This is a genomic window from Pelodictyon phaeoclathratiforme BU-1 (genome assembly GCF_000020645.1).
Lineage (GTDB): Bacteria > Bacteroidota > Chlorobiia > Chlorobiales > Chlorobiaceae > Chlorobium > Chlorobium phaeoclathratiforme.
Map to the genome: position 1 here is coordinate 381,799 of NC_011060.1, position 26,459 is coordinate 408,257.

The window sequence follows — 26,459 nt, forward strand, 5'->3', positions numbered from 1 at the left end:
GAGTGGAAATATTCTTTTAAAAATGCACAATCAAGAAAGAGATGGTCAGAAAGAAGATAAAAGATGAGGGACAAGATCGGAGGTTGCAGATTGCCAGCGCTTTCGGCGAAATCGAGCAGTCCAAGATCTTTCTGGATAAACGCACGGAAAGTGCGGCTGTAAAAATGGATATTGCCGATCTCCTTAAGGATATTATCCAGAAGCAACTCAGAAAAGACTATGATCCCGAAGTTGAATCCAACATTTTCATCAACCCCGAACGGGGAGATTTCGAAGTCTATATTCTGAAAAAAATTGTTGAAGAAATAGATATAGAGAGCATCGAGATCACGCTCAAAGAGGTAAGAAAAATTGACGACTCCCTTGAAATTGGAGATTATTATGAAGAGGGGCCGATCCGCCTTGAAGACTATCTGAGTCGCAAATCCATTCAGATTATCAAACAGTCAGTGCAGAAGAAGGTACGTGACCTTGAACGGCTTGTTGTTTACGAAGAGTGTCTTGAAAAAGTGGGTGAGATTGTTGCTGGTGAGGTCTATCAGGTTCGTGCGAATGAAGTTATTTTCACTTACAACACATCGAAAGACCATCGCGTTGAACTGGTGTTGCCGAAGTCAGAGATGATGAAAAAAGATAATCCGCGTCGAACCCCGCGGATGAAACTCTATGTCAAGCGTATTGAGCGTGAGAAAGCAAAAGTGCGGCTTGATGATGGCAGTATGGTTGAACGTGAAAAAGCAGACGGCGGCATGAAAGTCATTGTGTCGAGAGTTGATGACCGTTTTTTATACAAGCTGTTTGAACACGAAGTTCCGGAAATTCTTGATGGGCTTATTGTTATCAAGGCCATTGCACGGGTACCGGGTGAACGCGCAAAGGTTGCAGTTGAATCCACCAGTGCAAGGATAGACCCGGTTGGAGCAACAGTCGGATATCGAGGGAAACGTATTCAAAGCATAGTCAAAGAGCTGAACAACGAAAATATCGATGTTATCTACTATGCCGATGAACCACAGATTTATATTTCAAGGGCCATGCAGCCTGCAAAAATTGATCCTCTTACGGTTCATGCCGATGTGAAAACACGGAAAGCAAGGGTAATGCTCAAGCCCGACCAGATCAAATATGCTATTGGAAAGAATGGGAACAATATCCATCTGGCTGAAAAACTGACGGGTTATGAAATCGATGTTTATCGTGATGTGATCGACAAATCGACGGAAGATCCTACCGATATTGATATCATTGAGTTCCGTGAAGAGTTTGGTGATGACATGATTTACCAGCTTCTTGATGGTGGTCTCGACACTGCCAAAAAGGTACTGAAGGCTGGAGTTGATGAAATTGAACTCTCCCTTTTGGGATCGTCCAAACCCGAAGAGCAGACAGTTTTTGGGAAAAGTTACAAGACCGGCGTAAAACCGAGGGAGCGGAAAGTTACCGACGAGGAGAAGCGCTATTGGAAGAAGATTGCTGAAAATATTTATAAAACCGTAAAGGAACAGTTTACCGAAGCGGATCTGGAGGCTCTGTTTGATGATGAAATTGAGCCTGAAACAGATGACTTGGCGGTTGAAAAATCATGAGAACCGTCACAGAATGAACATCGCTAAAGAGTAAAGCGTTTTTAAATCCAGAGGAGGATGTAATGGCCCTTGAGGACATGGAAAAGAAATACCGGATAAGTGATATAGCAAGAGAACTGCAGGTAAGTCCGCAGGAAGTATTACTTTTTGTCAAGCAGGAAGGGGGCAGGGTAGCCTCTACATCCTCTATGGTCGGTGAAGAGATACACGGCCTTATTTTTGGCCATTTCAGCGTTGAGAAGAAAATGGTTGACGAGACCAAAAAAATCAGGGCGGAAAAAGAGAAGCGCCTCTCACGGCTGGAAGAGCAGTCGCGAAAAACATATGAAAAAGAGCAGCACCTCAGCGAAACCCTTAGCCCTCCGGCACCTCCGCTGGTTGTTGTGCATGAACCCAAAAAAGAGGTTATTGTTGCCGCACCCATAGAGAATATTCCGGAGCCCCCTTCGAAGCCTTTGGAAATCCCTGTTGCAGAGACCCCGGCCTCCGAAGAGCCTGATGCTCCTCCTGCAGTTACTGAACTCATTGAACAACCCGTCGTTATTGAACAACAGCCTCTTGCGCCGGTTTCTGATGCACCGGTACCTCCGGTGATCATCGAGCTTCCCGTGCCTTCTGAAGTTCCTGAATCACAGGTACTTCCTGAGTCCAGGGTACTTCCTGAGTCCCAGGTTCTTTCGGAGTCACCTCTCCTGCCGGAGCCACCTGTGCTTTCTGAACCTCAAGAGCAGCAGGAACTTCCTGAGTTGCCTGAACTTCCGGAGATCCCGGCACTTCCCGAACCCGCCCCCAAAAAAGAGGAGCCATCGGTTAACGAACATCTGGTCTCCTTTGATGCGCCGCAGATGATGGGAGGTCTTACGGTACTTGGTACTCTTGACATGCAGGCCGGCAGGCACAAGAAGAATCGTAAAAAGAATTTTCAGGAGCAGGCTGATGCCCTGAAAGATGAATTTGAGCCAAAGCCCGCAGAAGAGAGTCGCGTAGAGGAGAAAGTGGTTGTTGCCAAAAAGCCTCCTGTTAAAGCGGCTGCGGATGTCAAACCAAAGCCAGTGGTTGCCGACAGCTCATCGAGTGCAAAGAAAAAAGGCAAGAAGAAAAAGAAGCCGGCAGTTGACGACAAGGTCATTTCGGCAAATATTCAGAAAACGATCAGCGGGATTGATGATCGCAGCAGCACCGGTTCACGCCAGAAATTCCGCAAGATGCGTCGTAACGAGCGTGAACGCGAGCACGAAGAGGATGAGGCCTTTCGTGAGGCACAGCGGCTGGTTGTTCGGGTTACCGAGTATGCCTCTCCGCATGAATTGGCCGAGCTCATGGGTATTACGGCGAAAGATATTATCCAGAAGTGTTTCGCGCTGGGCAAATTTGTAACCATCAATCAGCGACTTGACAAGGAATCGATTGAACTGATCGCTCTTGAATTCGGTTTTGAAGCCGAATTTATTTCAGAGGTTGAGGCCACTGCGGTTATTGTGACCGAGGATGCAGAAGCTGACATGCAGACTCGTCCACCTGTTGTCACGATCATGGGGCATGTTGATCACGGAAAGACCTCGCTCCTCGATTATATACGCAACAGCAAAGTTGTTGCCGGTGAATCCGGTGGAATTACCCAGCATATTGGGGCCTACGAAGTAACGGTTGAAGGAGACCGGAAAATAACCTTCCTTGATACACCAGGTCATGAAGCCTTTACTGCAATGCGGGCCAGGGGTGCACAGGTAACCGATATTGTTATTCTTGTTGTTGCAGCAGATGACAGCGTCATGCCTCAGACGATCGAAGCCATCAATCACGCCAAAGCGGCGGGTGTTCCGATTGTTGTTGCACTCAATAAAATAGATAAGGTCGAAGCCAATCCAGAGAAGATCAAGACCCAGTTGTCAGAAGCTGGAGTCCTGGTTGAAGAGTGGGGTGGCGTCTATCAGTGCCAGGAAATATCAGCCAAGAAAGGTATCGGCATTGCAGAACTTATGGAAAAAGTGCTGACTGAAGCCGAAATGCGAGAGCTGAGGGGCAATTATTCACGAGAGGTACCGGCAAGTGGTATTATTGTCGAATCGGAACTCGACAAGGGCAAGGGTGTTATTTCCACCGTCCTCGTACAGCGTGGAATTCTCAAGGTCGGCGATCCTTTTGTTGCCGGCAATACCATGGGTAAGGTTCGTGCCCTTATGGATGAGCGCGGCAAGAGAATTCCTTTTGCCAACCCTTCACAGCCAGTCAGGGTTCTTGGGTTTGAGGATCTTCCTCAATCTGGTGATGCACTGACCGTTATGGTGACGGACAGGGAGGCGCGCGACTTGGCGCAGAAGCGCCAGGTTATCCGTCGCGAGCATGACTTCCGCCGCAGTACCCGCGTCAAGCTCGACAGTATTGCCCGCCAGATCAAGGAAGGGCTAATGAAAGAGCTGAGCGTCATTATCAAAGCCGATACTGATGGCTCCATTCAGGCTCTGGCTGACGGACTTATGAAAATACAGAACGAAGAGGTCAAGGTACAGATTATCCACCAGGGTGTCGGGCAGATTACCGAAACCGACGTGCTGCTTGCAGCCGCTTCCGATGCCATTATTATTGGTTTCAGAGTGCGTCCGAACGTCAATGCCAAAAAGCTGGCAGAAAAAGAAGATCTCGATGTTCGTTTTTACAGCGTTATTTATCATGTGCTTGAAGATGTCGAGAAGGCGCTTGAAGGTATGCTCTCTCCTGAACTTCATGAAGAGAGTCTTGGTTCGCTTGAAATCCGTCAGATCTTTAAAGTTCCAAAGATTGGCAATGTCGGCGGCTGCTATATGCTTGAAGGCAAGATGTTCCGTGACTCCAAGGTTCGCCTGCTTCGTGACGGTGTCCAGATCTACGAAGGTCAGCTTGCAGCGCTCAAGCGCTTCAAGGACGATGTCAAGGAGGTTGATGCTGGCTATGAGTGCGGGATGAGTCTCAAAAACTATGATGATATCAAGGTTGGCGACATTGTCGAAGCCTATAAAATCGTTGAGAAAAAACGAAAACTGTGAACCGCTTATTGTTGATTTATGTCGATACGTACTGAGAGAGTTGCATCCCTGTTACAGCAGGAACTTGGAGCAATCCTGCAAAAAGAGCTTCCTCGCAGCGGCCCGATCATCACCGTTGTCGAGGTGAAGATTACGGCCGATTTGAGCATAGCCAGAGCTTATGTTTCAATTATTGGTACACCTGAGGAACAACAGGAGGCCATGGCCTTACTGCAGGATAAAACAAAAAGTATCCGGAAGATTCTCTCTTCGAAGATTCGTCACCATTTCAGGCGTATTCCGGAACTTGAATTCCATGAGGATCATCTCTATGAGCGTGCAAACCGCATTGAGCAGCTTTTGAGCGGGGTGAGAAAAAGTTCCGCAGAAAATGTTTAACCGGGAGCTGGGCGTAAAGGGCGTGCATGGATGAACAGCGAATAAGGGAGCCTTTACCTGATGAAGGCAGTTTTCTCCTGATCGACAAGCCACTCGACTGGACGTCGTTTGATGTGGTCGCAAAAATCAGGAATACCTACAAGCAGAGCGGTCTGAAGCGCAAGGTTGGTCATTGTGGAACCCTTGATCCAAAAGCGACCGGACTGCTTATCCTGGCGACGGGAAAGAAGACGAAAGAGATCGCAACGCTCGAAGTGCTCGACAAGGTTTACGATGGAGCCATAAAGCTTGGCGCCATGACGGAAAGTCACGATGTTGAAACGATGGAATATGGCCAGTGCGGCGTGGCACATCTGACGGAAAGTGAGATTCGCATCGCAGCCTCAACTTTTGAAGGGAGGCGTCAGCAGCAACCCCCCATGCACTCTGCAGCCTGGCATAATGGAAAACGCCTCTATGAGCATGCCCGCAAGGGAGTGGTGATCAAAGAGCGAAAAGCAAAAGAGATTGTTATTCACCGTTTTGAGGTTATCCGGGTTGAGCTTCCGATGGTCTATTTTTCCCTTCATGTTTCCAAGGGAGCCTATATCAGGGTTATTGCCCATGAACTCGGCACTCTGCTTGGTGTTGGAGGCTATCTGGCCTCCCTCACACGAGTCTCTATTGGCCCTTATGCGCTGAGTTCAGCCAAAACAGTTTCAGACACCGTTGAAGATATTCTTCAGCAGGCATCAAACGCCCTCCCGGGGTGAGAGGAGATACACGCAAGTATGCGTATTGTTGAGTATGATAAGGGCCATATCTGCAGTTATGGCTCAGCCACTCCAATTGACTTTTCAGTTACTGCTTCCGCCGTGACGGTTGGCTCCTATGACGGCGTGCACAAAGGGCACAGGATGATTATTGCCCGCATGGTTGCCATCGCAAAAGCCCGCAATTTGAGAAGTGTTATTGTAACCTTTGAACCGCACCCGAGAAGGGTGCTCAAAGGCGCAGTTTCAGGCCCTCTCGGCTTGCTCACTACGCTCGATGAAAAAATCAGCCTTCTTGCCGATGAAGGTGTCGATCTTCTGTTTGTTGTACGCTTCACTCCTGATTTTGCATCGCGCAGCTCCGATGACTTTATCCGCAATGTTCTTGTTGGACTGCTTGGCGCCAAAAGTATTATTGTCGGTTACGATCACGCTTTTGGCCGTGACAGGAGCGGGAGTGGCAAAACGCTTGAAACGCTTGGCAGTGAACTCGGCTTTGATGTGGAGGTTGTCAACGAAGTGATGATTGGGCATGAACATTTTTCAAGCACACGAATCAGAGTCCTGCTTGCAAACGGCAAGATCGAAGAGGCCAATGCATTTCTTGGTTCACCCTACATGATCAGCGGAACAGTGGTTGATGGTGAGCGGCGAGGACGGGAAATCGGGTTTCCGACGGTAAACCTCAGACTTTCGGATTCCGGCAAACTCCTGCCCCGTGCCGGAGTCTATCTCGCCCAAACGGTGCTGGATGGTCTCTCTTTCATGGCTCTCATGAATGTCGGTATTCGTCCCACGGTTTCATCCGAAGGGATGACAACCGTTGAAGCCCACATTCTCGGATATAGCGGAACCCTTATGGTTCTACAATTTGTTTCATGCTGCTCAAGTTTATCAGGGAAGAACGGAAATTTTCGTCACTTGAAGAGCTGAAAATGCAAATCGAAAAAGATAAAAAAACGGTGGAGTTGTATTGTTAATAATATTATATTGAAGGTCAACCGATTTAACATAACAAACGAAGAGATATGAGCCTGACAAAAGAGTTTAAAGCCGACGTAATCAAGCAGTTTGGCGCTTCAGAGAAGAATACCGGAAAATCCGAGGTTCAGGTTGCCTTATATACCCGTAGAATCAGCGATCTTACTGGACATTTGCAGTTGCACCCGAAAGACAAGCATTCGCGTCGCGGATTGCTGATGCTTGTGGCAAAGCGCAAGAAAATGCTGAATTACGTGAAAAATATCGATATTGATCGTTATCGCAAAGTGATAGCTGAACTTGATCTTCGCAAGTAAGAGAGCCGTCGCAACTTATTTTGCCCCGATCTCTGCAGGGTTTTTGCCCTGCAGGTTATCTCTTTAACCAGGAATGCAGCAGGAAACACTATGTTGGAAAGCATGACCGGATATGGCAGCGCGGAGTCAGTTGAAAGCGGTGTCCGGACTCTTGTGGAGTTACGGTCAGTAAATAACCGTTTTGCTGAAATCAGTGTCAAGTTGCCCCGCCAATTACTCTCGTTTGAACTCGAAGTCAGGGAGATGATTCGTGCCCATTTTCAGAGGGGTAAAATCGCCGCTTTCATTCAAATTCAGCTTGATGATGCACAACCCATACCCGTCAGCATCAATACTGCGAAAGTAAAAGCCTACAAAGAGTTGCTCGATACCCTCAACAGGGAAGCCGGTTTTGGAACCCCTGTTCTTCTTGAGCATCTGTTGCGGTTTCCAGAAATATTTGATAATGGTACGACTTCACTCGATCAAGTCGATCAGCATTGGCCATTTGTAAAAAATCTGCTGCAGGAAGCAATAGAACGGCTCAAGGCAATGCGGCGCCGGGAAGGCGAAGAGCTTTCGATCGACTTCAGAGGAAGAATAGCCGAAATCGAAAACACGCTTAAACTCATCACCTTGCTCGCGGCTGATAACCTTGAAGCGGTACGAACAAGGCTGGCTGCAAAAGTGGAAGCTGTTGCCGGAAAGGATTTGGTTTACAGCCGTGACCGTCTTGAAATGGAGTTGGTTCTTGCCGCCGACAAGCTCGACATTACCGAAGAGCTGACCCGTTTTGCCAGCCACAATAAATTTTTTATTGAAGAGTTGCAGAACGACGAGAGTGGTACCGGAAGGAAACTCAATTTTCTGCTTCAGGAACAGTTGCGCGAAGCAAATACGATTGCATCAAAATCCCAGAATGCGGAAATATCCCAGAAAATTGTTCAGATCAAGGAAGATCTTGAAAAAATCAGGGAGCAATTGCAAAATATAGAGTAATGCTATGGTTGACGCCTTGCAGCACAAGGGTAAATTAATTGTCTTTTCCGCGCCATCAGGTACGGGAAAGTCCACTATTGCCACAATGGTGCTTGAGCGCATCCCCAATATACAGTTTTCGGTATCCGCCACAACCCGGACGAAAAGAGCTGGGGAGCAGGAGGGGGTTAACTACTATTTTCTCACCAGAGAGGAATTTGAGGAAAAGATTCGTAACGGTGGCTTTATTGAACATGAGTTCTTTTTTGGAAACCATTACGGTACGCTGCTCGACAAAACAGAACAGATCATTGATAGAGGCACCCATATGCTGCTTGATCTTGATGTGAAGGGAGCGATGAATGTGCGGCAGCTTTTCCCTGGTAACTCATTATTGCTCTTTTTAAAACCTCCGAGTATAGAGGTTTTGGAAGAGAGACTTAAAGGGCGGGAGAGTGAAGATGAAGAGAGTCTGAAAGCGCGGCTTGAGCGGGCCCGGCTGGAGCTGGGTTATGCAGACCGCTTTGATGAGGTGATTGTGAACGATCATCTCGACGACGCGGTTGAAGCGGTCACAGCGATAGTCAGCAAATTTCTTTCAAACACGTAAAAAAAAGTACAATGCCGGTTAAACCTGTTGATCTGAATAAATTGAGAAGTGCGCACTCGAACCTGTACGAGACCGTAGTCGCCATTTCCAAAAAAGCAAAGAGATTACATGACGAAGAGCGGGCAGAACTTGAAGACAAGCTTCTTCCCTATAAAGAGATGATTCGCAACCCCAGCAGTGAATCAGAATCAGACAAGATATTCCCTGAACAGATAGCGATCAGTCTTGAATTTGAAGTTCGTGAGAAGTCATCGCATAAAGCTGTTGCCGACTACTTCGCGCAGAAATACAATTACACGCTGGAAAAACCGGCAGAAAAAAAGATCATTCAAGTAGAAGAAGATGATGAAACTGACGGGGATTAGTCAGATAACCCTTCGCGTCAATGATTTGCGCAGCGCTGAAGAATTTTATGGTGGCATTCTTGGTCTCAAGCTTGACCACAGGGTAGGTGCAAACATTACCTACCTGCGTATCAATTCTGATCTGCTGGTGCTGGTCAAAGCCGAAACCCCTGGATCCCCCGACGCGCGGGATATACGGGTGGATCATTTTGGATTTCGGCTTGCCTCAGACGCCGAAGTAGATGCGGCAGCGCTCTATCTTGATGAGTGTGGCGTGCATATGGTGACCCGTCCCGCCCATCGCAGGGAGGGCAGAGCCTTTTTTGTCATGGATCCTGATGGAAATTTGGTCGAATTTTACTCCATGCACGAAAGCGGCATACAGGGAGAGAGCATAAAAGATATTGATTTGCTTGCTCCCGACTCTTTCGTAACGGGAACCCGTAAAAAGACAAAAAAAGAGACAGAGCAGCAAAAACCACGACGCACCCGAAAATAAGATTCTGTTTGCCCCGACTTGTCGGGGCTTTTCCTTTTTCACGATTACTCAGTGATCGGATTTTTCTTCATCTTTTGCAGCAGCAGTCGTTCTGCATCCAGCAGTTGTTCCGGGGTATTGATACCGAGAATTTCATCCGGATTGTCGGTCTTGAAAGCATAAACCTGCCTGCCGCTCTGGAAGCAGACGCCGAACACATCAGTCAGATAGTACTCATTCTGTGCATTGTTCGTGTTGATTTTGGCAAGAGCATCAAAAAGAAGCCGTGCGTTGAAAACGTAAACACCGGAATTGATCTCCCGGACAGAGAGCTCCTCTTTCGAAGCATCCTTTTGTTCCACAATTTTAAGAACACTGTCGCCGCTCTCCTGTCGGATGATTCTTCCATATCCGGTTGGGTCATGAAGTTCTGCAGTCAGGACAGTAGCTGCGCCATTTTTTGAACGGTGAAAGGTGATCAGTTCCCGCAGTGTATCCGGATTGACCAGTGGGGCATCGCCGGAGAGAATAAGTACCTCACCATCAAAATTACTGAGGTGGGTTTCTGCCTGCATGATGGCATGACCAGTTCCAAGCTGTGGCTCCTGACGTGCTGCTGTCAGGTAATACCTGGAGGTAGCTTTTACAACCAGTTCTGCCTGGTGTCCGACAATAAGGATGGTTTTGTCGGGATCAAGAGTGCTCGCTGTATCAAGAACATACTCGATAAGAGGGCGCCCATTGGCCAGATGAAGCACCTTGGGCAGATCTGACTGCATTCGGGTGCCTTTTCCTGCGGCCATAATGATGATTGCAAGTGCCATTGATTGCTCTGTCTTGTGGGGTATAGAGGAGGGAATTATGATAACGGTTCATCCTGTTCGCCTACATGATGCCGGGACTTCGGATTGTTCTCCTTGTCGACAATAAGAACCATCGGTTTATAGTTTCTCGCTTCGGCCTCATCCATGAGGGCAAAGGTCATGATGATGATTTCATCACCAACCAGAGCACATCTGGCAGCCGCTCCGTTGAGCTGAATTTCTCTTGAGCCATGAGCGCCCTTGATGATATAGGTTTCAAAACGCTCCCCGTTATTGTTGTTGACAACAAGAACTTTTTCGTTGGGAATCATATCGACCATCTCAAGAAGCTCATTATCAATGGTGATGCTCCCTTCATATTCGAGATCGCCACTGGTCACGATAGCGTTGTGGATTTTTGATTTCAGGATGTGTAATTTCATGAACAGACTAACTTCATTATTGTTTTATAAATGACTCTCCGCTTCCCCGGAAAATCCGATACCTTCTCAAGGCTTGATCGGTCTCAAAGCCCTCTCCCCGAATAGTTTCCCCAGGTCTGGTAATGGTAACAAACCTCTCCGAACGAATCATTTTATCTTTTGCGGTTCGTTTGACGTACTCGGTCTTTATCACTGTCGAGCCTTCCGAGGTGATGATAACATTCCCTTCGGCCTCAATATCCTGATTGTCATGAACGACTGCCTTTCCGGCACTGATGGTCGTCGTTGTATGGCCATTGATGTCAAAGAGGTCAACCCTGACCCCCTGGTCAAGGTGATGTTCACTACTCTTGTTTTTTCGGTATTCCGCGCCGTGTCCCGCTTCAATGACTCCACGCCTGACTCCGTTTTCTGTAAGAGCAATCCTGACCTTCCAGCTCTCCTGAACGGGATGGTCAAGACCAATGAAGCCTGTTTCGGGAGAGCGGCGCTCCTTGACCGGATTGCCGCATCCCGATAGCATAATCAGAACAACATGCAGAAAAAGAACGATAACTCTTTTCAAATCAGGAGATCATTACTTGATATTCAACTGGTTCATCACCTTGAAGGTGAGATCATTTTCAGGTGCCACATAGATGGCAATATTTTTTTCAAGCACCAGCGAAAATCCCTCTTTTTGTGCTATAGCCTCAACAGCAGCCAATACTTTCTGGCGAATCGGAATAAGCAGTTCCTGCTGTTTCTTTTCAACGAGACCTCCACGTCCGAACTTCTCCTGCCGATATTTGTCGATAGCCATCGCTTTTGCCCCAATCTCTTTTTCCTTCAGCTCTCTTGCAGCTTTTGACAGAGAGCCTGCCTGTTGGCTATATGCGGCCACTAATTTCTGATACTCCTGGGTCAGGCGATCGAGCTCTTTCTGTAACGGAGCGGCTGTTGTCTGCAAGGTAAGATCAGCCTGTTTTGTTTCCGGCAGTTGCTGCAGGATTTTTCCTGAATCGACCACACTGACTTTTCCTGTCTCCTGTGCGGCAAAGGATTGAGGGGCAACAAGCACCATACTCAAGCCAACCGCCATAACGATACGGCGAGACATTTTCATAAATTTCCCTGAATGAATCATCAATTTTAAAGTTTAAAAGTTAGCGGATTAACAGTGTCAAGATCTTTTGAATGCGCAAATGGTCACAATCAGACCTCCAAAGGTAAGAATTCCATGGTAAAAAACTACAAAAAGCTGAAAAACCATTAGGCCCCAACGAGCCATTGCATTAAAAGAAATCAATCTATCTTATTCAATTATTTTGGTTTAAAAAAACGCAGGCCAAACTGTTGACAGTTCCTCTCCGGGCCAAAATGCCTGTACATGATCTCTTCAGTTGCGTTGTAACGCTTCGTTTCTTTTGAAAGCATTTATGTGTATTATCAAGATGAGTTATAGAACCTCTCCCCGTCGTTCAATAAATAAAAATAATAATGGGTTTTTACAGTAAAATCAAAACACGCGTTCGACAGCTTTTCGGCCACGAAGTAACTGCTCGGGTTGAGCTTCAATGCGAGTGCTGTAATATTCATGACTGGCGCATTTGTCCTGTGGGTATTGACCGGAATAGTGAGGTTTTTTCACTTGGAGTAGGCGATGATATCGGGTTTGATAAAGGTTTGATTGTCGCCTATAACTGCAATGTTCATGCTTTTGATCCGACACCGCGATGGATTGAGTGGATCAAATCTCAGGATCTTTCTCCGCAATTTCATTTTTATCCCTATGCGATTGGCGGAAGGGACGGTAGAATGAAACTTTTTCCTCGTATGCCGAAAGGCAAGCCTTCATCAACGATGCTTACAGTCATGAATGAAGGAGCTAAAGATGAAGGGGACGGTATAGATGTAACGGTCAAAAGACTTTCAACATTGATGGCGGAGCTTGGTGTTTCTCATATTGATATTCTTAAAATGGATATTGAGGCTGCCGAATATGAAGTTATTGATGATTTTCTTGCAGCTCAACTTTCGGTTTATCAACTTTTGGTAGAGTTTCATCATCGATTTTCATCAGTGCCGTTGCAGAAAACAAGAGATACCCTTGATAAATTGTATAAGGCCGGGTACAGGATTTTCTATATCACTGAAAAAGCAAGGGAGTACTCTTTTATTCATCTTGATACGTATGAAAAGTATCTCCGCGAAGCTTGAGTGGGGGAATGCGATTCTTATAAAAACTTTTTTTGGAAAAACTGTCCCGCCTGTTGCACAACCGCCGCTTTCAATTCAAGTTCAAACAGGTGCACCAGAAGCGAGGAGACATCAATACCTGATGCGACGGCAAGGGTATCGATGTGGATTGGTTCCCTCTCCATGCATTGCATGATGGCCTGTTCGATCGGGGTCAATGTGCCTTGCTGAGAGTTATCCTGCAAGGCTGGTCTGGAACACTTTTCTGCGAATTGCGGCCCAAGTTCAGTCAGGATATCATCAACGCTCATGACCGCTTTGGCTGAACCCTGCTGGATAAGCCGGTTTGTTCCCCGTGACGTTCGGGAGAAGATGCTTCCTGGCACAGCAAAGACCTCCCGGTTCTGCTCAAGAGCCGAAGATGCCGTGATGAGTGAGCCCCCCTTCAGATCCGACTCCACCACAATGGTGCCGGAGGTTATGCCCGATATAATTCGATTGCGTTTCGGGAATTTTCCCGGTGTGAGTTCTGAACCAAACCACTCCTCCGAAATGAGAGCGCCGTTCTCAACAATTTTCGGCCAGAGTTTTCCTTTTGGATCGGTATAGATGCTCTCCACGCCGCTTGCAAGCACAGCCACCGTTCTTCCCCCATTTTCCACGGTCGCTGTATGTGCAACCATATCGATACCATAAGCCAGTCCGCTGAAAACAACGACACCACAATTGGCCAGATCACGGCAGAGCAGAGCCGTAACCTGTTTGCCATATTGCGAGGCATATCTCGTACCGACAACAGCAAGGCCCGGCTGGTTTGTATCAGGCAGCTTTCCCCGCACAAAGAGGCAGGGAGGCGGATCATAGATCTCTTTTAACAGTGCAGGGTAGTTGGGGTCAAGAATGGTAATCAGCTCAGCGTGGTGGCGCGGCAGTTCAGCAATCTGTTGTTCCGCACTTGCCAGGGCCTTCTCCCTTGTCTCCGCATGGTGAAGAAAATGGTGCATCTGCCGGGCCAGAGATTCCCCGATGCCCGACACCTGTATAAGCTCTCCCACGTCGCAGTGGAGTACATCAGCCAGTCGATTATGCAGGAATGTTGTGATCGCCTTGATTCTTGCAGGGCCTATACCCGGAATAAGCGTCAGGGCAAGCAGCAGAATCCGCTCTTCCATTGCAGCGGGGAGTGACATAGTGCACAGAATGGTTAGAAGTCCCTCTTCATCAGAATATTCGCAAATCCTTTAAGATACTCTCGTCCTTCCGCATAGGGGAGCCCGTCAATTGCCGAGAGCGCCTCTTCGGTCGTACGGTTAATCAGTGATGCCGTCTCTTCCAGGACGCCGCACTGTTGATAGATAGCCCTAACCTCAGGAACTCTCTGGGCCTCAATGCCTTTATTGCTGATGATGAAGTTCAGCAGATCACGCTCTTTGCCTGACGTCAATTCAAGAGAGCGCAGCAAGAGATAGGTTTTTTTACCATTGATGATATCACCGCCAGCCATCTTCCCGGACTTTCCATCTTCGGCCATGATGTCAAGATAATCATCCTGTATCTGGAACGCCTGGCCAATTTTTTCACCGAAAAGCACCAGACTCCGCAACTGCTCATCCGTCGCATCGCCCGCAACGCCACCAGCTTCAAGAGCGGCTGAAATAAGCCGTCCGGTTTTCTTTGCGATCATGTCGAGATAGTCGGCAATTGTGGCATCATTTTTCTCTTCAAGCTCTATATCAAGGGCTTGGCCTTCACAAATAGTGATATTGGCATCATTGAGAATATGCACCAGCTCTCCATGCCGTTCACTTTGTGCCTCAAGGGCGAGTTCATAGGCGTAGGCAATCATCATATCACCCGTGAGGATAGCGGCATTGGTGTTCCACCGCCGGTGCACGGTCGGTCTGCCGTGGCGGAGCTCCGCCTGATCCATGATGTCGTCATGAATCAGGGTGAAATTATGGAGGATTTCAACCGCAAGTGCAACATTGAGCGCATGTTCCGAAGAGCCGCATACGGCCTCCGAAGCAAGCAGTGTAAGAAACGGACGGATTCTCTTTCCTTTTCCTTCAAGAATATATCTGGCCGGAGCGTACAGGGTGATCGGGCTCTCCCTGACGAAACAGTTTCCGAGAGCACTATTGATTCTCGACAGGTAAAGACGGTACTTGTTCTCGACAAGTTCCTGTGTCAGGGCTTCATGCATGGTAAAATCGCTCATGGTTTAGTGATAAGGGTTTTATGCCGAAGCTCCGCTATGGTTGCGGTTCCGGTCAGGAACATGACTGCCCTGAGATCGTTCAGCCAGGATGTAATGGTCTCTTCAAGAACACCGTCATGAAGAGCTTTGAGAAGAGCTCTTGCCGAAGCGGCCAGTTGTGCTCCAAGGGCGAGGGATTTGGCGACATCCATACCACTCCCGACACCTCCTGAAGCAACGATTTCAATTCCGTTCAAACCGGGCGACTCTTTTTTCAGAGCGCCAATATCAATCAGGCATTGTGCCGTAGGAATTCCCCAGTTCAGCAGCTCATCCAGAGCCTGCAGGCTGAAGCGCCTCTCCTGGCCAAACTGCCGGGTATAGCGAATCTCCTCAACCTTCTGCCAACTGATGCCTCCTGCGCCGGCAACATCAATCGCCTTTACTCCAGCCGCAATGAGCTGCCGCGCAGCAGATGCCGAAATGCCGCATCCAACCTCTTTCACAAGAACCGGCACCGGAATTTTGGCAGAGAGTAGAGCAAGCTGTTCAAGCACATGGCGGAAATCGGTATTCCCTTCAGGTTGAAAAAGCTCCTGTGCGGCATTCAGATGGACAATCAGCCCATCAGCCCTCAGCAGCTCCAGCATGGTATTGATCTCGCTTTCCGTCAGCCCCTTCGCAACCTCTGGCGCTCCGATGTTCGCAAAAATCTGTACAGTCGGCGCATATTTCCGTACAACAGCAAAGCTCTCCCGGTACGAACGGTTTTCCAGCGCCTGCCGCATACTGCCCACCCCAAGCGGAATCCCAAACCGTTCAGCCGCCTCAGCAAGGCGCTGGTTGAGTGTTGCCGCTTCGCTGTACCCACCCGTCATTGACGAGATCATCAGCGGTGCGCCGATGCTCTTTCCAAGAAAAGAGGTCGAAAGATCAATATCGGAAAACGAGATCTCCGGCAACGCAGCATGCTCAAAGGCAAAGCGCTCAAACCCCGTCGTTTTTCCGTTAAAGACAACGTCGCCATGCAGGCAGATCTCGATGTGATCCTGCTTGCGCTCGGTTGTTCTGCTGTTTGCTGTTTCGCTCATGCCGTCCCGGATGCCCCTCTTGCAGGATTGGTGATAGTTGCGGTTTTAAAATTTAATCCAGTAATATATACCATAAACATGAGTACGCAATAACAGAAGAGGTTCAGCCACCCTTTATTGTTGCGCTCGAAGGGGCTGCAGCGTGTTTGCGGGCGTTGCCGGGCTGTGTTTTCAGTTAGGGGTACTTGCTGCCGTGATGCGATCTGGCACAAGGCGGGCTATTTTTGATGGCGTCAAGTATTTTCCTTGTTGAGGTCAAAGTCTCAAAACCTGAAAAAATTGATGTAAAAAGGCATTTATTGCTTATTCTGATTACTGACCTACAATACCAAATTTGTTAAGCTTGATTTGCTACGTACTATTATTTTAGCGCCAAACTATCTCATCCAGCTTATCAGTAAGTCAGACAGCATTACCTGCAAGACACGAAATGCAAAGTATTGTATAAAAGGCTCTTCGCGCATTTTAATGGAAAAGAAATTTCATTTTACGGCACCCTCAGATTTTCATATCCAGTTTCCCACAGTAAAAGAGGATCCTTGTTCGATAGCTTTCGAAGCCTCGAAACCCTCGAGCAGTTGCTTTTATTAACTGGATTTTGCTGTTTATTCCTTCCGATATAGCGTTGCTGACTTGATGTTTGAGGTGAGTAGACCGGAGGAATTTCACCTCCAGCCCCTCGCAGATCCGGACAGGAACGTCCCCGCTCATCCGGCTCCCATCATCTAGCCATCGAGGTATACCCCGCTTTCCAATGCGCAAATAAGTTTGGATTCTCTTCCGCCAGAAGTCGCAGTTTTCTGCTTGCTCTGGTTTTGTGCCCACTCAATTGCTTGTACTTTCTCATCATCCAGTGTGCCAAGTAATAGTTCATGTGTTGCCAAACCGGAGCCATTGCTGAACCGTAAAATCGCGTGTAGTAGTTCTTCCATCCCCTCAGTATCGGGTTGAACTGTGCTGATAAATCCGCAAGTTCCAAGCTGTTTTTGAGCTGTAGCTTCCACCTTCTGATCGTCTGCCGCATGTGTCGCAGTGCATCCCGGCTTACTCCCGGCAGAAACCCAATAAAGTAAGTTCCATCTTTCTTCTTGGCTTCCCGTGAACAGAAGGTAAAACCAAGAAATGTAAACTGATTTACTGGATGCTCGTCCTTGCGATTGCTATCCCTGCAATACACTATTTGCGTCTTATCAGGGTGTAACTCTAATCCGCACTCACGAAAACGCTCACCAATCTTTCGCTTTACCAGCTCTGCCTGTATCTTGCTTTTACAGTGAAGAACGCCATCATCGGAGTACCGACAAAACGGCACACCGGGTAGATTTTCGCTCACCCACCGGTCAAACGCATAGTGCAGAAACAGGTTCGCCAACAGTGGACTCACCACTCCCCCTTGGGGCGTTCCTTTTGTCCGTTCTATCAGCTCACCTTCCGGGGTCTCCATCGGTGCCTTTAGCCACCGCTCTACGTAAAGAAAAACCCAAGGAGTTTGGCAATGTTTCCGAAGAGCGCGCATTAACAACTCATGATCGATGTTATCAAACAGCCCCTTGATGTCGAATTCTACAACCCAATCATATTCCCAATTTCTCTTCCTCACTACAGCTATAGCGTCATGAGCTGAACGCCCCGGACGATAACCATACGAATCTTCATGAAAAACTGGTTCCAATATGGGCTCAAGCACCATTTTTACAACGCTTTGAGCTACCCTGTCCGCCACGGTTGGAACACCAAGCATACGCACTCCTCCAGATTTCTTCGGAATGCCCACACCCCTTACCGGCGGCGGAAAATAACTGCCGGAACTGAGCCTGTTCCATACCTTGTACAGGTTGTCTTTCAGTTTTGTTTCAAATGCCTGTAACGATTCTCGGTCTACACCGGCTGCACCTCCATTAGATTTCACTTGTTGATACGCTTTCAAGACAAGTTCTTTGGAAATTTCATATGGCTTTGTCATACCGAAAAGCTCCTTCTGTTTGCACAGTTGACATGACTGTATGACCAGATGACGCGACCCCTTTGCTCCAGCCTCATTACAAGGCTTTCATTGCTCGTACGAGTCGCTCCGTCCCTTGATGGCGCATTGGTATTATCGGCCTCGCTTTTTACACTTGCGCCTTTCCCTTTGCATCGCCAACGAAGGTTCCTGTAGTTCAATACAAGAGCCCGAACCAGGATCACGCTGCCTTTATGCCGGACACCGCTTGGCCAGTAAACAGGTTTCCGCCAAACTTTTCCTGAATTAACTACTCCCTTCAGTTTTGATGTCATCTTAATCTTTTCGACACGTTCACGGCAGTTTGTTTGTACTCGTCTTCCTTGGCTCACACCTGACATCTTTACGATGCCTTTTCCGTAACGCTCACGACAAGGGCTTTTGACTAATGCCGCTTACGGTGGTTTGCACCCTGCTCCTGCAAGCCGAATGCGAGGGGACTTCCCTCATCTCTTATAATGCTTGGCTACAGCGCACAGTAATTGAGAATGTTCCCTTTATGACGTTCCATCATATCTTTCACTTTTATCAGTGGCTTCAGTTTTGTCTTGTCGACTAACTCACACCAGTACGCGAAAAATATCTCGCCCCTCAGTCCTGATGAGCAGTTCCAGAAATCACGAAAGATATTCTTCAACACCCAAGCCACACCGGTCTTAAATTCGCATGCTATCAACTCGTTAAACCGTGTTTTTTGGCTCTTGGTCATCTTTTCGGGATTTCGAAGCCAGGTGTATTTCGAGCCAACCAACCTTGTATCCCCATCTTTCTTCAGTTCCTGTGATTCCTGATGCCGAACCTTGTTAACTGCGTCATTAAGATATTTGCTGATGTGAAACCGGTCGTGAACAATATCAGCCGCAGGAAGGAGCTTATGTGTAGCTGTTGCAAAGGCTTGCCACATATCCAGCGATACCGACTTAACTGCCTTTCGTTGTTGTTTTGAAAGGGTTCCTAACAGCTTTTTCGTTGCTGTCAGTGTCCGATCCTCAATGACATCAAGTACTCGGCTTTTATCAAGATCATTGAGTATGGTGATGTATTTCTGGCCCGACCTGAAGCTTTTTTCGTCCATACCTACATGCACTACATCATCGGGCTCACGGCGTAGAAGTCCTCGCTCTACAGCACGTTTCATAATCTGATCCACAGCATGCCAATCAAGCTTGAGTATATTTGAGGCCGCTTGTACACTGGAACAGTGCTGGAGCAGAGCAACGGCAAAACCTTCAAACATGAGGGTAAAACGGGAATGGGGGGCCGCCCAAGGGACTGCTATGGTCTTCACACCACACGTTTCGCACTGACAACGGGGAATGCGTGCTATGATGATGGTTTCAAACTGCATGGTATCAAGATGCCGCCAACGTTGTTCAGGGGCCTTGTCATAGGCTTTCCCGCGCACCCCACATTGAGGGCATATTACTTCATCGCCTACAAAACGGAGGTGAACTTCTATCTTCAGACCAGAAACGGAAAGGTTGACATCATCGACCTCCCAGATGGCAGGAAATCCCAGTAATTGCTGGTAATGCTCGGTTAGTTTTTGCATCTTGGTGGTTAGGATTGAAATACTGCAGTCTACAATTTTATCCCATCATTCCACTAAATTATGCGGAGAGCCGTATAAAAAATAAAATAATATGACTAAAAAAAGAATAGGTAAGACAGAGTTTGTTAAATGGTTTGGACCAGTGCTCGAAGCTTTAAGGAAAAAGTAGGGCTTGGTGTTACACCAAGGACGGTTTATGAACCGGACATGACTTTTTTTGAACAGTATAGAGAAAAGAAATAAAGCTGGTAAAATGGGCATACTATAATTTCGTTGTCAAATATTGTTTGAAAAATACAGATTTACTCGCTACTTTTGGTGTTAGTACTATAAATCAGTGACAGTATTATTTTATTTGAGTTCAAATGATTCTGAAAAAATATGATAAGGTGGTGTTGTGAAGCGGATTCCTATTGAAATTTGAAAAATTTGAGGTTGAAAAATATGCCGAATATTGCAAATCTCAAAATCCCTCTATCAGGTAGGTTGGGAAAGTTTTCTGGATATTTTAAAGGATTTTTATAGTATCCATATTCATGATCACTTGAGCATTACATTTATATGACAGTACAATCAGGGTCATGAAGTTGAAGTAGGGAATTGCCATTAATGAATGAGAGAAATGCATAAACTGAATAATATACAGTTGTGTGAAGTATTGATTGTGGTGCTTTTGGTTTTTGCATATCGCATGTAAAAGGTTCTGGAAATGCCACAGAAGAAGGATTTCATAAAATATAAACTGGAAGCGAAGGATAACTGCTGATACTGCCTTGATACTTGGATCCTATTTTGGAAATTCTCCAAAATCCCGGCTTGGTTTACAGCATAATTTTGATATTGAAGCAGAATGGTTTGATCTACCTGTGGGTTTGAAAAAATAAAACGAATAAGAGCTGAAAATGTCTTGCAAAAAGCGATAGGTTCAATATTTGATTTGATAAAGAATTAAAAACTTCATAAAAATTATTGTACCATGATTACTGATACGCAGAGAAGAATGCAAATATTAAGAAAAGTACACCGGATCCCTGTTGATAAACTAAAAGAGTTGGACGAGTTTGTTTCAAAGCTTGAAGAAGGTATTGTAACAAAATCTAAAGCTCTTTCATTTGCAGGATCGTGGCGAGATATTGATGATACAGTATTCGATGAATTAACAAATAACTTGATAAGCAATCGTCAGAGAAACAGGAGGAGGATTGATGAATAGAGTTCTTGTTGATACGGATATTTTGTCATATTATTTTAAAGGTGATCAAGTTGTTGTTGGTAATTTTGAAAAATATTTGCAGCAATATGATTTGATCGAAATAAGTTTAATAACGTATTACGAAATTGTTGGAGGGCTATTGGCAAAAAGTGCACTAAAGCAATTGACCGTATTTGAGGATTTTGTTGTTGAAAATATTGTTCTTCCAATGACTGATAAATCAGCAAAGATTTCTGCGGAATTGTATTCTTTATTGAGACAGACTGGTAAAATAATTGATGATATTGATTTGTTGATTGCTGGCATTGCGATTGAGAATGATATGACTCTGGTTACCAATAACGAGAGCCATTTCGGAAGGATTTCTGGTTTAAGGATTGAGAATTGGAAAAAGCAGGGCCAATAAAAGGCAAGATTGTTATGCTGAAAACCTTGTTCTCCATAGCCGTGCGTCATCTGCTCGGGCGACGTCGGCAGACGCTGACCACTATTCTTGGTGTGGCGGTCAGTACGATGGTGCTGATTACCACCAACTCCCTTACCCGCGGTCTGCTCGACTCTTTTGTTGAGACCATTGTGAACGTTGCGCCTCACATTACGCTGAAGGGCGAATCCATGCGTCCCATGCCAGTTAATCTTTTTGAAGAGGAGCGCTCCCTCTCGGTTGCCTTTGTTGACAACAACATCAAAAAGCTTGATCCGGAAGAGGTGCGTAATTATCGTCAGATTCTTACGGTGTTTAGTTCTCCGACCTATGAAAAAAAGATTCTTGCCGCATCCCCCTATGTTCTTTCGCAGGTTATGGCTGTCAAAGGAAGCCGGAACCAGCCGCTGGTGCTCAAGGGTGTTCTGATTGAGAGAGAGGATGCGATCAGCGGTATCGGCAAAAAATTGACACAGGGTAACATCGCCCTGTTTGAAAAAACCCCCAATGCGCTCCTTGTGGGACGAACGGTTGCAAGGGATATGAACCTTAAAATGAATGACCTGGTAGTGATCATCCCCTCATCCGGAAAGAGTCGGCAGTGCAAGGTTGCCGGGATCTTTTTTTCCGGCGTCAATGCGGTCGATAACAGTGTTTTTGTTTCACTCAAACTAGCCCAGATCATTGAAGGGTTGCCAGCAAACAAGGTAACAGGCATAGCGCTGAAAGTGGCCGATCCCTTTGTCAATGCTGCACTTGCCAGCGAACTCGAACGGATTACCGGCTACCGTTGCCTCACCTGGCAGGAGGAAAACGCCAGTATTCTCTCCCTTTTCGCCCGCATCGGGTACATCGTTTTCTCTCTGGTGGCTTTTGTCGGCGTTGTCTCCGGGTTCGGTGTGGCGAATATTCTCGTGACCACCGTTTTTGAAAAGAGCCGCGACATAGCTATCATGAAGTCCTTTGGATTTTCTGCACGTCAGTTGGTTGCCATGTTTGTTCTTGAAGGGTTTATGGTTGGATTGGCGGGCGCTCTTGTTGGTGGGGTTCTTGCACTTGGTGCGATCGATCTCTTTGCCAGTTTGCCTGTCGAAAGTTCACAAGGCCCGCTGACCAAAACCGGTTTCAGCATGTCCTATAATCCCCTCTATTTTCTGCTCATCATCGGCATAACGGTTCTGATCAGTACGCTTGCGGCTATTCTGCCCTCAGCCAGAGCAGCCAAACTTGAACCGGTCAGTGTGCTCCGCGACAGCAGTCTGTAGCGTTGAGTCCACATTCAGGCAGGAGCGCCATTCTCCCCGATGTGGAGCGTTTGTTCGGGGTGCTGGAGCAGGTAGAGCTTGTAGTAGAGCCCTCTTTTTGCGAGCAGCTCCTGGTGATTGCCGCTCTCTCTGATCACCCCTTTGTGCAAGACAATAATCCTGTCCGCTTTCTGGACGGTGGAAAGCCGGTGAGCAATAATAATAGAGGTGCGTTCACTCATCAGGCGGGCAGTTGCTGCGTCAATAAGGGATTCAGTTTCTGTGTCAACTGAACTGGTGGCCTCATCGAGCACAAGGATTTCCGGATTGTAGAGGAGTGCACGGACAAAGGCGATCAACTGTTTCTGCCCAGAGGAGAGGCCAGTGCCGTTTTCAAGTACCCTGTACTGGTAACCTCCGGGGAGCTGGTCAATAAAGCGGTCAGCACCGACAATTCGCGCCGCTTCCCTCATCTCCTCATCTGTGACATCAGGTTTGCCAAAGGCGAGGTTTTCGCGTATGGTGCCAGAAAAGAGAAAGACATCCTGCATGACCACACCAATCAGTTTTCTTACCGAGTGTTCAGCTATATCGGACAGCTCTATACTGTCAATGCTCACCGACCCTTTTGCAAAGGGGTAGAGGCGGGAGAGAATATTGATCAGCGTGGTTTTGCCGCTTCCTGTTGCGCCGACAATGGCAATTTTTTCTCCATGCCGGATAGTAAAGGAGATATCTTTCAGTATCCAGTTTTCGCTCTCATAGGCGAACCAGACGTTCTTGAACGCGATGCTCTCTTTGAAGCACTCAATCTCCCTCTTTCCTGCAGGCTCTTCTATTCCTTCCTTTTCATCAAGGAGACGGATGATGCGGTCTGAGCTGGCAATAGCGGTCTGAATAACGTTGAATCGGTCAGAAAGATGCTGCAAGGGACGGAAAAAAAGCCAGATATACTGGACAAATGAGATAACCACTCCGATGGAGAGATCAGCCTTGAGCAGGCGGACTCCGCTGTACCAGATGACGAGGCCGGCAGCGGCAGAGCTGAGTGTCTCAATCAGTGGATAATAGATTGAAAAATAGAGGACTGTCCGGATGTTGGCATCCCGGTGATCGGCATTGATCGAGGCATATTTTCGCCCTTCGCGCTCTTCACGGTTAAAAAGCTGGACGATGCTCATGCCGGTGAGATGTTCCTGAAAAAAGGTGTTCAGACGGGCCTGATGGGTAAGCACATCCTGAAAGGCAATTCTTACCCTGTTTTTGAAAGCGATGGTCGCCCAGATCATCAGGGGAAGAATACTGAGAACGATAAGGGTCAACTGCCAGTCGATCCACGCCATCAGTACCACGATGAAAAAGAGCTGCAGAAGGTCACCAAGAATGGTGATGATGCCGCTGGAGAGCATTTCGTTCAGTGATTCCACATCACCGGTTGTACGGGTGATCAGCCGGCCTATCGGGTTTCGGTCATAAAACCGTGCCGGAAGCTTCTGCAGGTGTCTGAAAATATCCATTCGGATGTCCAAAACAGCCTTTTGACCGATAATCTGGGTCATCCAGGTCGTGATAAACTGCTTGATGCCATCAAGAAGAATGGCGCCTGCAAGAAAAATACTGATAACGGTAAGTCCCTTGAGATTGCCATGGGCGATATAGTCGTCAATGGCGATCTTTGTCAGATACGGGCGCAGCGGGCCGAGAAAAGAGCCAGCGATGGTGATGGCGATAGCCCAGGCAACAAGAGTCCTGTAGGGTTTGATATACCCTAAAAGGCGAGAAACAATGTAGAAGTCAACCGATCGTTTTTTCCCTTTCTGCAGGGTCTCATCCTGCTGAGGCCGGAAACTTGCTCTTCTCCCGGGGCTGTTACTCATGACTCTCAATACCCGCGACTCTTTGTTCAATTTCATGCTTCAGTTCGCTTGCCAGCTCATCAGCTCCTGTTTTTGAGGGCGCCTCAGCATAGATGCGTATGATGGGTTCCGTATTGGAAGGGCGCAGATGAACCCAACTGTCAGCAAAATCAAGTTTAAGTCCGTCAAGCCGGTTTGCTGCTGCGCTGTGGTAGTGGCTGGCAATATCGGTGAAGAGTTTTTCAAGCGCAGCACGGCTGGTAGAACCGAGCACAATTTTCTGTTTCGACATAAAATAGTCGGGAAAGGTACGCCGGAACTCGGACAGCGAACCACCCCCGTTCTCACTGCGCCAGAGAGTAAAGGCTTGTACGATAAGTGCGATACCGACCAGAGCGTCCCTGCCGTAATGCAGTTCCGGAAGGATGACCCCCCCGTTTCCTTCACCGCCAATAACAGCACCCACCTCTTTCATCATCTCGCTGACGTTGGCCTCTCCAATTTTTGCGCTGTAGCACGCCACACCATGTTTTGCTGCAATATCGCGCAGTGCCCGACTGCTCGAAAGATTGTTTACCACCGCTCCGATTTTGTGCTTCAGGTAAAAATCAGCGCAGGCAACCAGCGTGTACTCCTCTCCGAAAAGCGAGCCATCTTCGCAGAGCAGGGCAAGCCGGTCTACGTCAGGATCAACAATCAGGGCAAAATCGCAGCCACTCTCCTTGAGTGCGGCGATGGTGGTGGAAAGATTTTCCTCGATGGGCTCGGGATTGCGCGGAAAAAGTCCGCTGCCGCCACAGGCAACCTCAACAATGTTCTTGATACCCAGTTCAGTGCAAAGCCGGGGAATAATTGAGGCTCCAGCCCCTTCAACGCAGTCAACAAGTACCCGGAACTGCTCTTTTTCAATGGTTGTGGTATCAATACAGGGGAGATCGAGCACTTTTTTGATATGCAGTTCGTCATACTGCTCATTTTGGGAGAGTGTGCCGATCCTGTCCCAGTGTGCATGGACAAACAACTCCTTTTCAGCAATGGCAAGCAGCTCATCAACCTCTTCGGCGCCGAGGAATTCGCCCTTGTGGTTGAGCATTTTCAGTGCATTCCAGGCAACAGGGTTGTGTGAAGCGGTAATGATCAGTCCTCCGTCGGCACCCTCCCCTGTAACAGCAAGTTCAACGGTTGGTGTTGTTGCAATGCCGAGATCAACAACATCGCATCCGCAAAGCAGCAGCGTACTGCTGACCAGATCCCCGATTGCCTTGCCTGTCGGACGGGTATCGCGGCCAATGACAATCGTTGGCTTTTTTCCAGAATGGTTTTTGCCACATCTCTCTTTCTGACGAAAGACAAGGGAGGCAAAAGCCATCGCAAATGCTGTGAGATTTTTTGGGGTCAGGCTTTCGCCGACAATACCCCTTATACCGGAAACGCTGATCATCAGACTCATAACAAGATTGGTAACGGTGGTTAAAATTTTGCCCAATATACAGAAAAAAAGAGGTATGAACATGCAGGATGGGAGGGAGGGAGTCTTGTCATTGAGAAGTGCAGATGAAGAGGGTCGTGCAGGTGGGGTGATGGATACAGGGGAGTGCAGCAGAGGGTTAACGGGTGGAGAGATCTGCCGCATAGAGAGCTGAGAGAGGAGAGGGGGAGAAAATACTTTTGAATGTTTGCAGGTTTCTTCTATATTATATGCCTTTTGTTATTCAACAATATATTACTAACAGCACCTTATATGCCTTTACACAAATCGGCTGAAAAAAGATTGCGGCAGTCAGAAAGAAGAAATGCCAGGAACAGATCAAGGAAAAAAGAGCTGAAAGTTCTTGTTAAAACCATGCAGAAACTGATTGATACCAGTGCGGAAAAGGCGGTCGTCGAAGTTGCCTACCGTTCAGCGGTTCAGAAGCTTGATCGTCTCGGGGTAAAGAATTACATTCATGCCAATAAAGCATCCCGCAAAAAGTCACAACTGACACGTCTGATGAACAGTTATGTGAAAGCTGACTAAAGCGAGAGAGCTT

At 47.4% G+C, this 26,459-nt stretch carries 25 protein-coding genes and 4 pseudogenes; 17 read left to right on the plus strand and 12 right to left on the minus strand.

The window, feature by feature from the left end:
• Nucleotides 1–41 precede the first annotated feature (41 nt).
• The 10 genes and pseudogenes from nusA (at nt 42) to PPHA_RS02030 (ending at nt 9,447) form a co-directional block, all read left to right on the plus strand.
• On the plus strand, nt 42–1,586 hold the full coding sequence (gene nusA / locus PPHA_RS01985; protein WP_012507221.1) for a transcription termination factor NusA: 1,545 nt from the start codon (nt 42–44) through the stop codon (nt 1,584–1,586).
• A gap of 62 nt (nt 1,587–1,648) precedes the next feature.
• Nucleotides 1,649–4,609: a translation initiation factor IF-2 gene (infB, locus tag PPHA_RS01990; RefSeq protein WP_012507222.1), complete on the plus strand. Its 2,961-nt coding sequence runs from the start codon at nt 1,649–1,651 to the stop codon at nt 4,607–4,609.
• A gap of 18 nt (nt 4,610–4,627) precedes the next feature.
• Nucleotides 4,628–4,987, plus strand: coding sequence for a 30S ribosome-binding factor RbfA (gene rbfA, locus PPHA_RS01995; protein WP_012507223.1), 360 nt, complete (start codon nt 4,628–4,630; stop codon nt 4,985–4,987).
• A 26-nt stretch (nt 4,988–5,013) separates the two neighbouring features.
• The gene (gene truB / locus PPHA_RS02000; protein ID WP_012507224.1) at nt 5,014–5,739 is read left to right on the plus strand and encodes a tRNA pseudouridine(55) synthase TruB; all 726 of its coding nucleotides are present in this window, start codon (nt 5,014–5,016) and stop codon (nt 5,737–5,739) included.
• Between the two features lie 144 nt (nt 5,740–5,883).
• Nucleotides 5,884–6,719 (plus strand): annotated as a pseudogene (gene ribF, locus PPHA_RS02005) (riboflavin biosynthesis protein RibF).
• A 48-nt stretch (nt 6,720–6,767) separates the two neighbouring features.
• Nucleotides 6,768–7,037: a 30S ribosomal protein S15 gene (gene rpsO / locus PPHA_RS02010; RefSeq protein ID WP_012507225.1), complete on the plus strand. Its 270-nt coding sequence runs from the start codon at nt 6,768–6,770 to the stop codon at nt 7,035–7,037.
• 90 nt (nt 7,038–7,127) lie between these two features.
• Nucleotides 7,128–8,015, plus strand: coding sequence for a YicC/YloC family endoribonuclease (locus PPHA_RS02015; RefSeq protein ID WP_012507226.1), 888 nt, complete (start codon nt 7,128–7,130; stop codon nt 8,013–8,015).
• Nucleotides 8,016–8,019: 4 nt separating this feature from the next.
• On the plus strand, nt 8,020–8,604 hold the full coding sequence (gmk, locus tag PPHA_RS02020) for a guanylate kinase (protein ID WP_012507227.1): 585 nt from the start codon (nt 8,020–8,022) through the stop codon (nt 8,602–8,604).
• 11 nt (nt 8,605–8,615) lie between these two features.
• Complete coding sequence (locus tag PPHA_RS02025; protein ID WP_012507228.1) at nt 8,616–8,969, plus strand: PAZ domain-containing protein; 354 nt, start codon at nt 8,616–8,618, stop codon at nt 8,967–8,969.
• A complete protein-coding gene (locus tag PPHA_RS02030; protein ID WP_012507229.1) occupies nt 8,947–9,447 on the plus strand; it encodes a VOC family protein in 501 nt (166 codons plus the stop codon). Before PPHA_RS02025 ends, PPHA_RS02030 begins: the two co-directional genes overlap by 23 nt.
• A 44-nt stretch (nt 9,448–9,491) precedes the next feature.
• On the opposite strand, the gene PPHA_RS02035 is transcribed toward PPHA_RS02030, so the two are convergent.
• Genes PPHA_RS02035 through PPHA_RS02050 form a run of 4 tightly spaced genes read right to left on the minus strand, consistent with a single transcriptional unit; the run spans nt 9,492 to nt 11,777 of the window.
• Entirely contained in the window at nt 9,492–10,250 is a 759-nt protein-coding gene (locus PPHA_RS02035; protein WP_012507230.1) for a sugar phosphate nucleotidyltransferase, read from the minus strand.
• Nucleotides 10,251–10,285: 35 nt separating this feature from the next.
• Nucleotides 10,286–10,672, minus strand: a complete 387-nt coding sequence (gene panD, locus PPHA_RS02040; RefSeq protein ID WP_012507231.1) for an aspartate 1-decarboxylase — start codon at nt 10,670–10,672, stop codon at nt 10,286–10,288.
• 16 nt (nt 10,673–10,688) lie between these two features.
• Nucleotides 10,689–11,237, minus strand: a complete 549-nt coding sequence (gene lptC, locus PPHA_RS02045; protein ID WP_223293954.1) for an LPS export ABC transporter periplasmic protein LptC — start codon at nt 11,235–11,237, stop codon at nt 10,689–10,691.
• A 12-nt stretch (nt 11,238–11,249) separates the two neighbouring features.
• Nucleotides 11,250–11,777 carry an OmpH family outer membrane protein gene (locus tag PPHA_RS02050; RefSeq protein WP_223293955.1) on the minus strand — a complete coding sequence of 176 codons (528 nt, stop codon included), beginning with the start codon at nt 11,775–11,777 and terminating at the stop codon, nt 11,250–11,252.
• Between the two features lie 374 nt (nt 11,778–12,151).
• Between PPHA_RS02050 and PPHA_RS02055 the strand changes: the two genes are divergently transcribed.
• Entirely contained in the window at nt 12,152–12,871 is a 720-nt protein-coding gene (locus PPHA_RS02055; protein ID WP_012507234.1) for an FkbM family methyltransferase, read from the plus strand.
• Nucleotides 12,872–12,888: 17 nt separating this feature from the next.
• On the opposite strand, the gene dprA is transcribed toward PPHA_RS02055, so the two are convergent.
• The 6 genes and pseudogenes from dprA to PPHA_RS02085 form a co-directional block, all read right to left on the minus strand.
• Nucleotides 12,889–14,040, minus strand: a complete 1,152-nt coding sequence (gene dprA, locus PPHA_RS02060) for a DNA-processing protein DprA (RefSeq protein WP_012507235.1) — start codon at nt 14,038–14,040, stop codon at nt 12,889–12,891.
• Between the two features lie 14 nt (nt 14,041–14,054).
• The gene (locus tag PPHA_RS02065) at nt 14,055–15,053 is read right to left on the minus strand and encodes a polyprenyl synthetase family protein (RefSeq protein ID WP_041526627.1); all 999 of its coding nucleotides are present in this window, start codon (nt 15,051–15,053) and stop codon (nt 14,055–14,057) included.
• Nucleotides 15,054–15,064: 11 nt separating this feature from the next.
• The gene (gene fni / locus PPHA_RS02070) at nt 15,065–16,138 is read right to left on the minus strand and encodes a type 2 isopentenyl-diphosphate Delta-isomerase (protein ID WP_012507237.1); all 1,074 of its coding nucleotides are present in this window, start codon (nt 16,136–16,138) and stop codon (nt 15,065–15,067) included.
• A gap of 498 nt (nt 16,139–16,636) precedes the next feature.
• Nucleotides 16,637–16,780: pseudogene (locus PPHA_RS14860) on the minus strand (transposase); the annotation flags it as partial.
• A 79-nt stretch (nt 16,781–16,859) separates the two neighbouring features.
• Entirely contained in the window at nt 16,860–18,101 is a 1,242-nt protein-coding gene (ltrA, locus tag PPHA_RS02075; RefSeq protein ID WP_012507238.1) for a group II intron reverse transcriptase/maturase, read from the minus strand.
• Between the two features lie 517 nt (nt 18,102–18,618).
• Nucleotides 18,619–19,692, minus strand: a pseudogene (locus tag PPHA_RS02085) (ISL3 family transposase); the annotation flags it as partial.
• A 746-nt stretch (nt 19,693–20,438) separates the two neighbouring features.
• Between PPHA_RS02085 and PPHA_RS16680 the strand changes: the two are divergent.
• The 4 genes and pseudogenes from PPHA_RS16680 to PPHA_RS02100 all read left to right on the plus strand — a co-directional run.
• A pseudogene (locus PPHA_RS16680) lies at nt 20,439–20,576 on the plus strand (helix-turn-helix transcriptional regulator); the annotation flags it as partial.
• Between the two features lie 92 nt (nt 20,577–20,668).
• Nucleotides 20,669–20,905, plus strand: coding sequence for a hypothetical protein (locus PPHA_RS02090; protein WP_012507240.1), 237 nt, complete (start codon nt 20,669–20,671; stop codon nt 20,903–20,905).
• Nucleotides 20,898–21,311, plus strand: coding sequence for a type II toxin-antitoxin system VapC family toxin (locus tag PPHA_RS02095; RefSeq protein ID WP_012507241.1), 414 nt, complete (start codon nt 20,898–20,900; stop codon nt 21,309–21,311). The genes PPHA_RS02090 and PPHA_RS02095 overlap by 8 nt, the downstream gene beginning before the upstream one ends.
• 14 nt (nt 21,312–21,325) lie before the next feature.
• Complete coding sequence (locus PPHA_RS02100) at nt 21,326–22,594, plus strand: ABC transporter permease (RefSeq protein WP_012507242.1); 1,269 nt, start codon at nt 21,326–21,328, stop codon at nt 22,592–22,594.
• Between the two features lie 14 nt (nt 22,595–22,608).
• Here the strand turns inward: PPHA_RS02100 and PPHA_RS02105 are convergent, their stop codons facing one another.
• Both PPHA_RS02105 and glmM read right to left on the minus strand, forming a co-directional pair.
• Nucleotides 22,609–24,450 (minus strand): ABC transporter ATP-binding protein, encoded by a 1,842-nt coding sequence (locus PPHA_RS02105; RefSeq protein ID WP_012507243.1) that lies wholly within the window; start codon nt 24,448–24,450, stop codon nt 22,609–22,611.
• Entirely contained in the window at nt 24,443–25,879 is a 1,437-nt protein-coding gene (glmM, locus tag PPHA_RS02110) for a phosphoglucosamine mutase (protein WP_012507244.1), read from the minus strand. The genes PPHA_RS02105 and glmM overlap by 8 nt, the downstream gene beginning before the upstream one ends.
• A 55-nt stretch (nt 25,880–25,934) precedes the next feature.
• Here glmM and PPHA_RS15810 point away from each other — a divergent pair, with 55 nt between their 5' ends.
• Together PPHA_RS15810 and rpsT are read left to right on the plus strand one after the other, a co-directional pair.
• A complete protein-coding gene (locus PPHA_RS15810; protein WP_190274011.1) occupies nt 25,935–26,072 on the plus strand; it encodes a hypothetical protein in 138 nt (45 codons plus the stop codon).
• Between the two features lie 98 nt (nt 26,073–26,170).
• Nucleotides 26,171–26,446 (plus strand): 30S ribosomal protein S20, encoded by a 276-nt coding sequence (gene rpsT / locus PPHA_RS02115; protein WP_012507245.1) that lies wholly within the window; start codon nt 26,171–26,173, stop codon nt 26,444–26,446.
• The last annotated feature ends 13 nt before the right edge of the window (nt 26,447–26,459 follow it).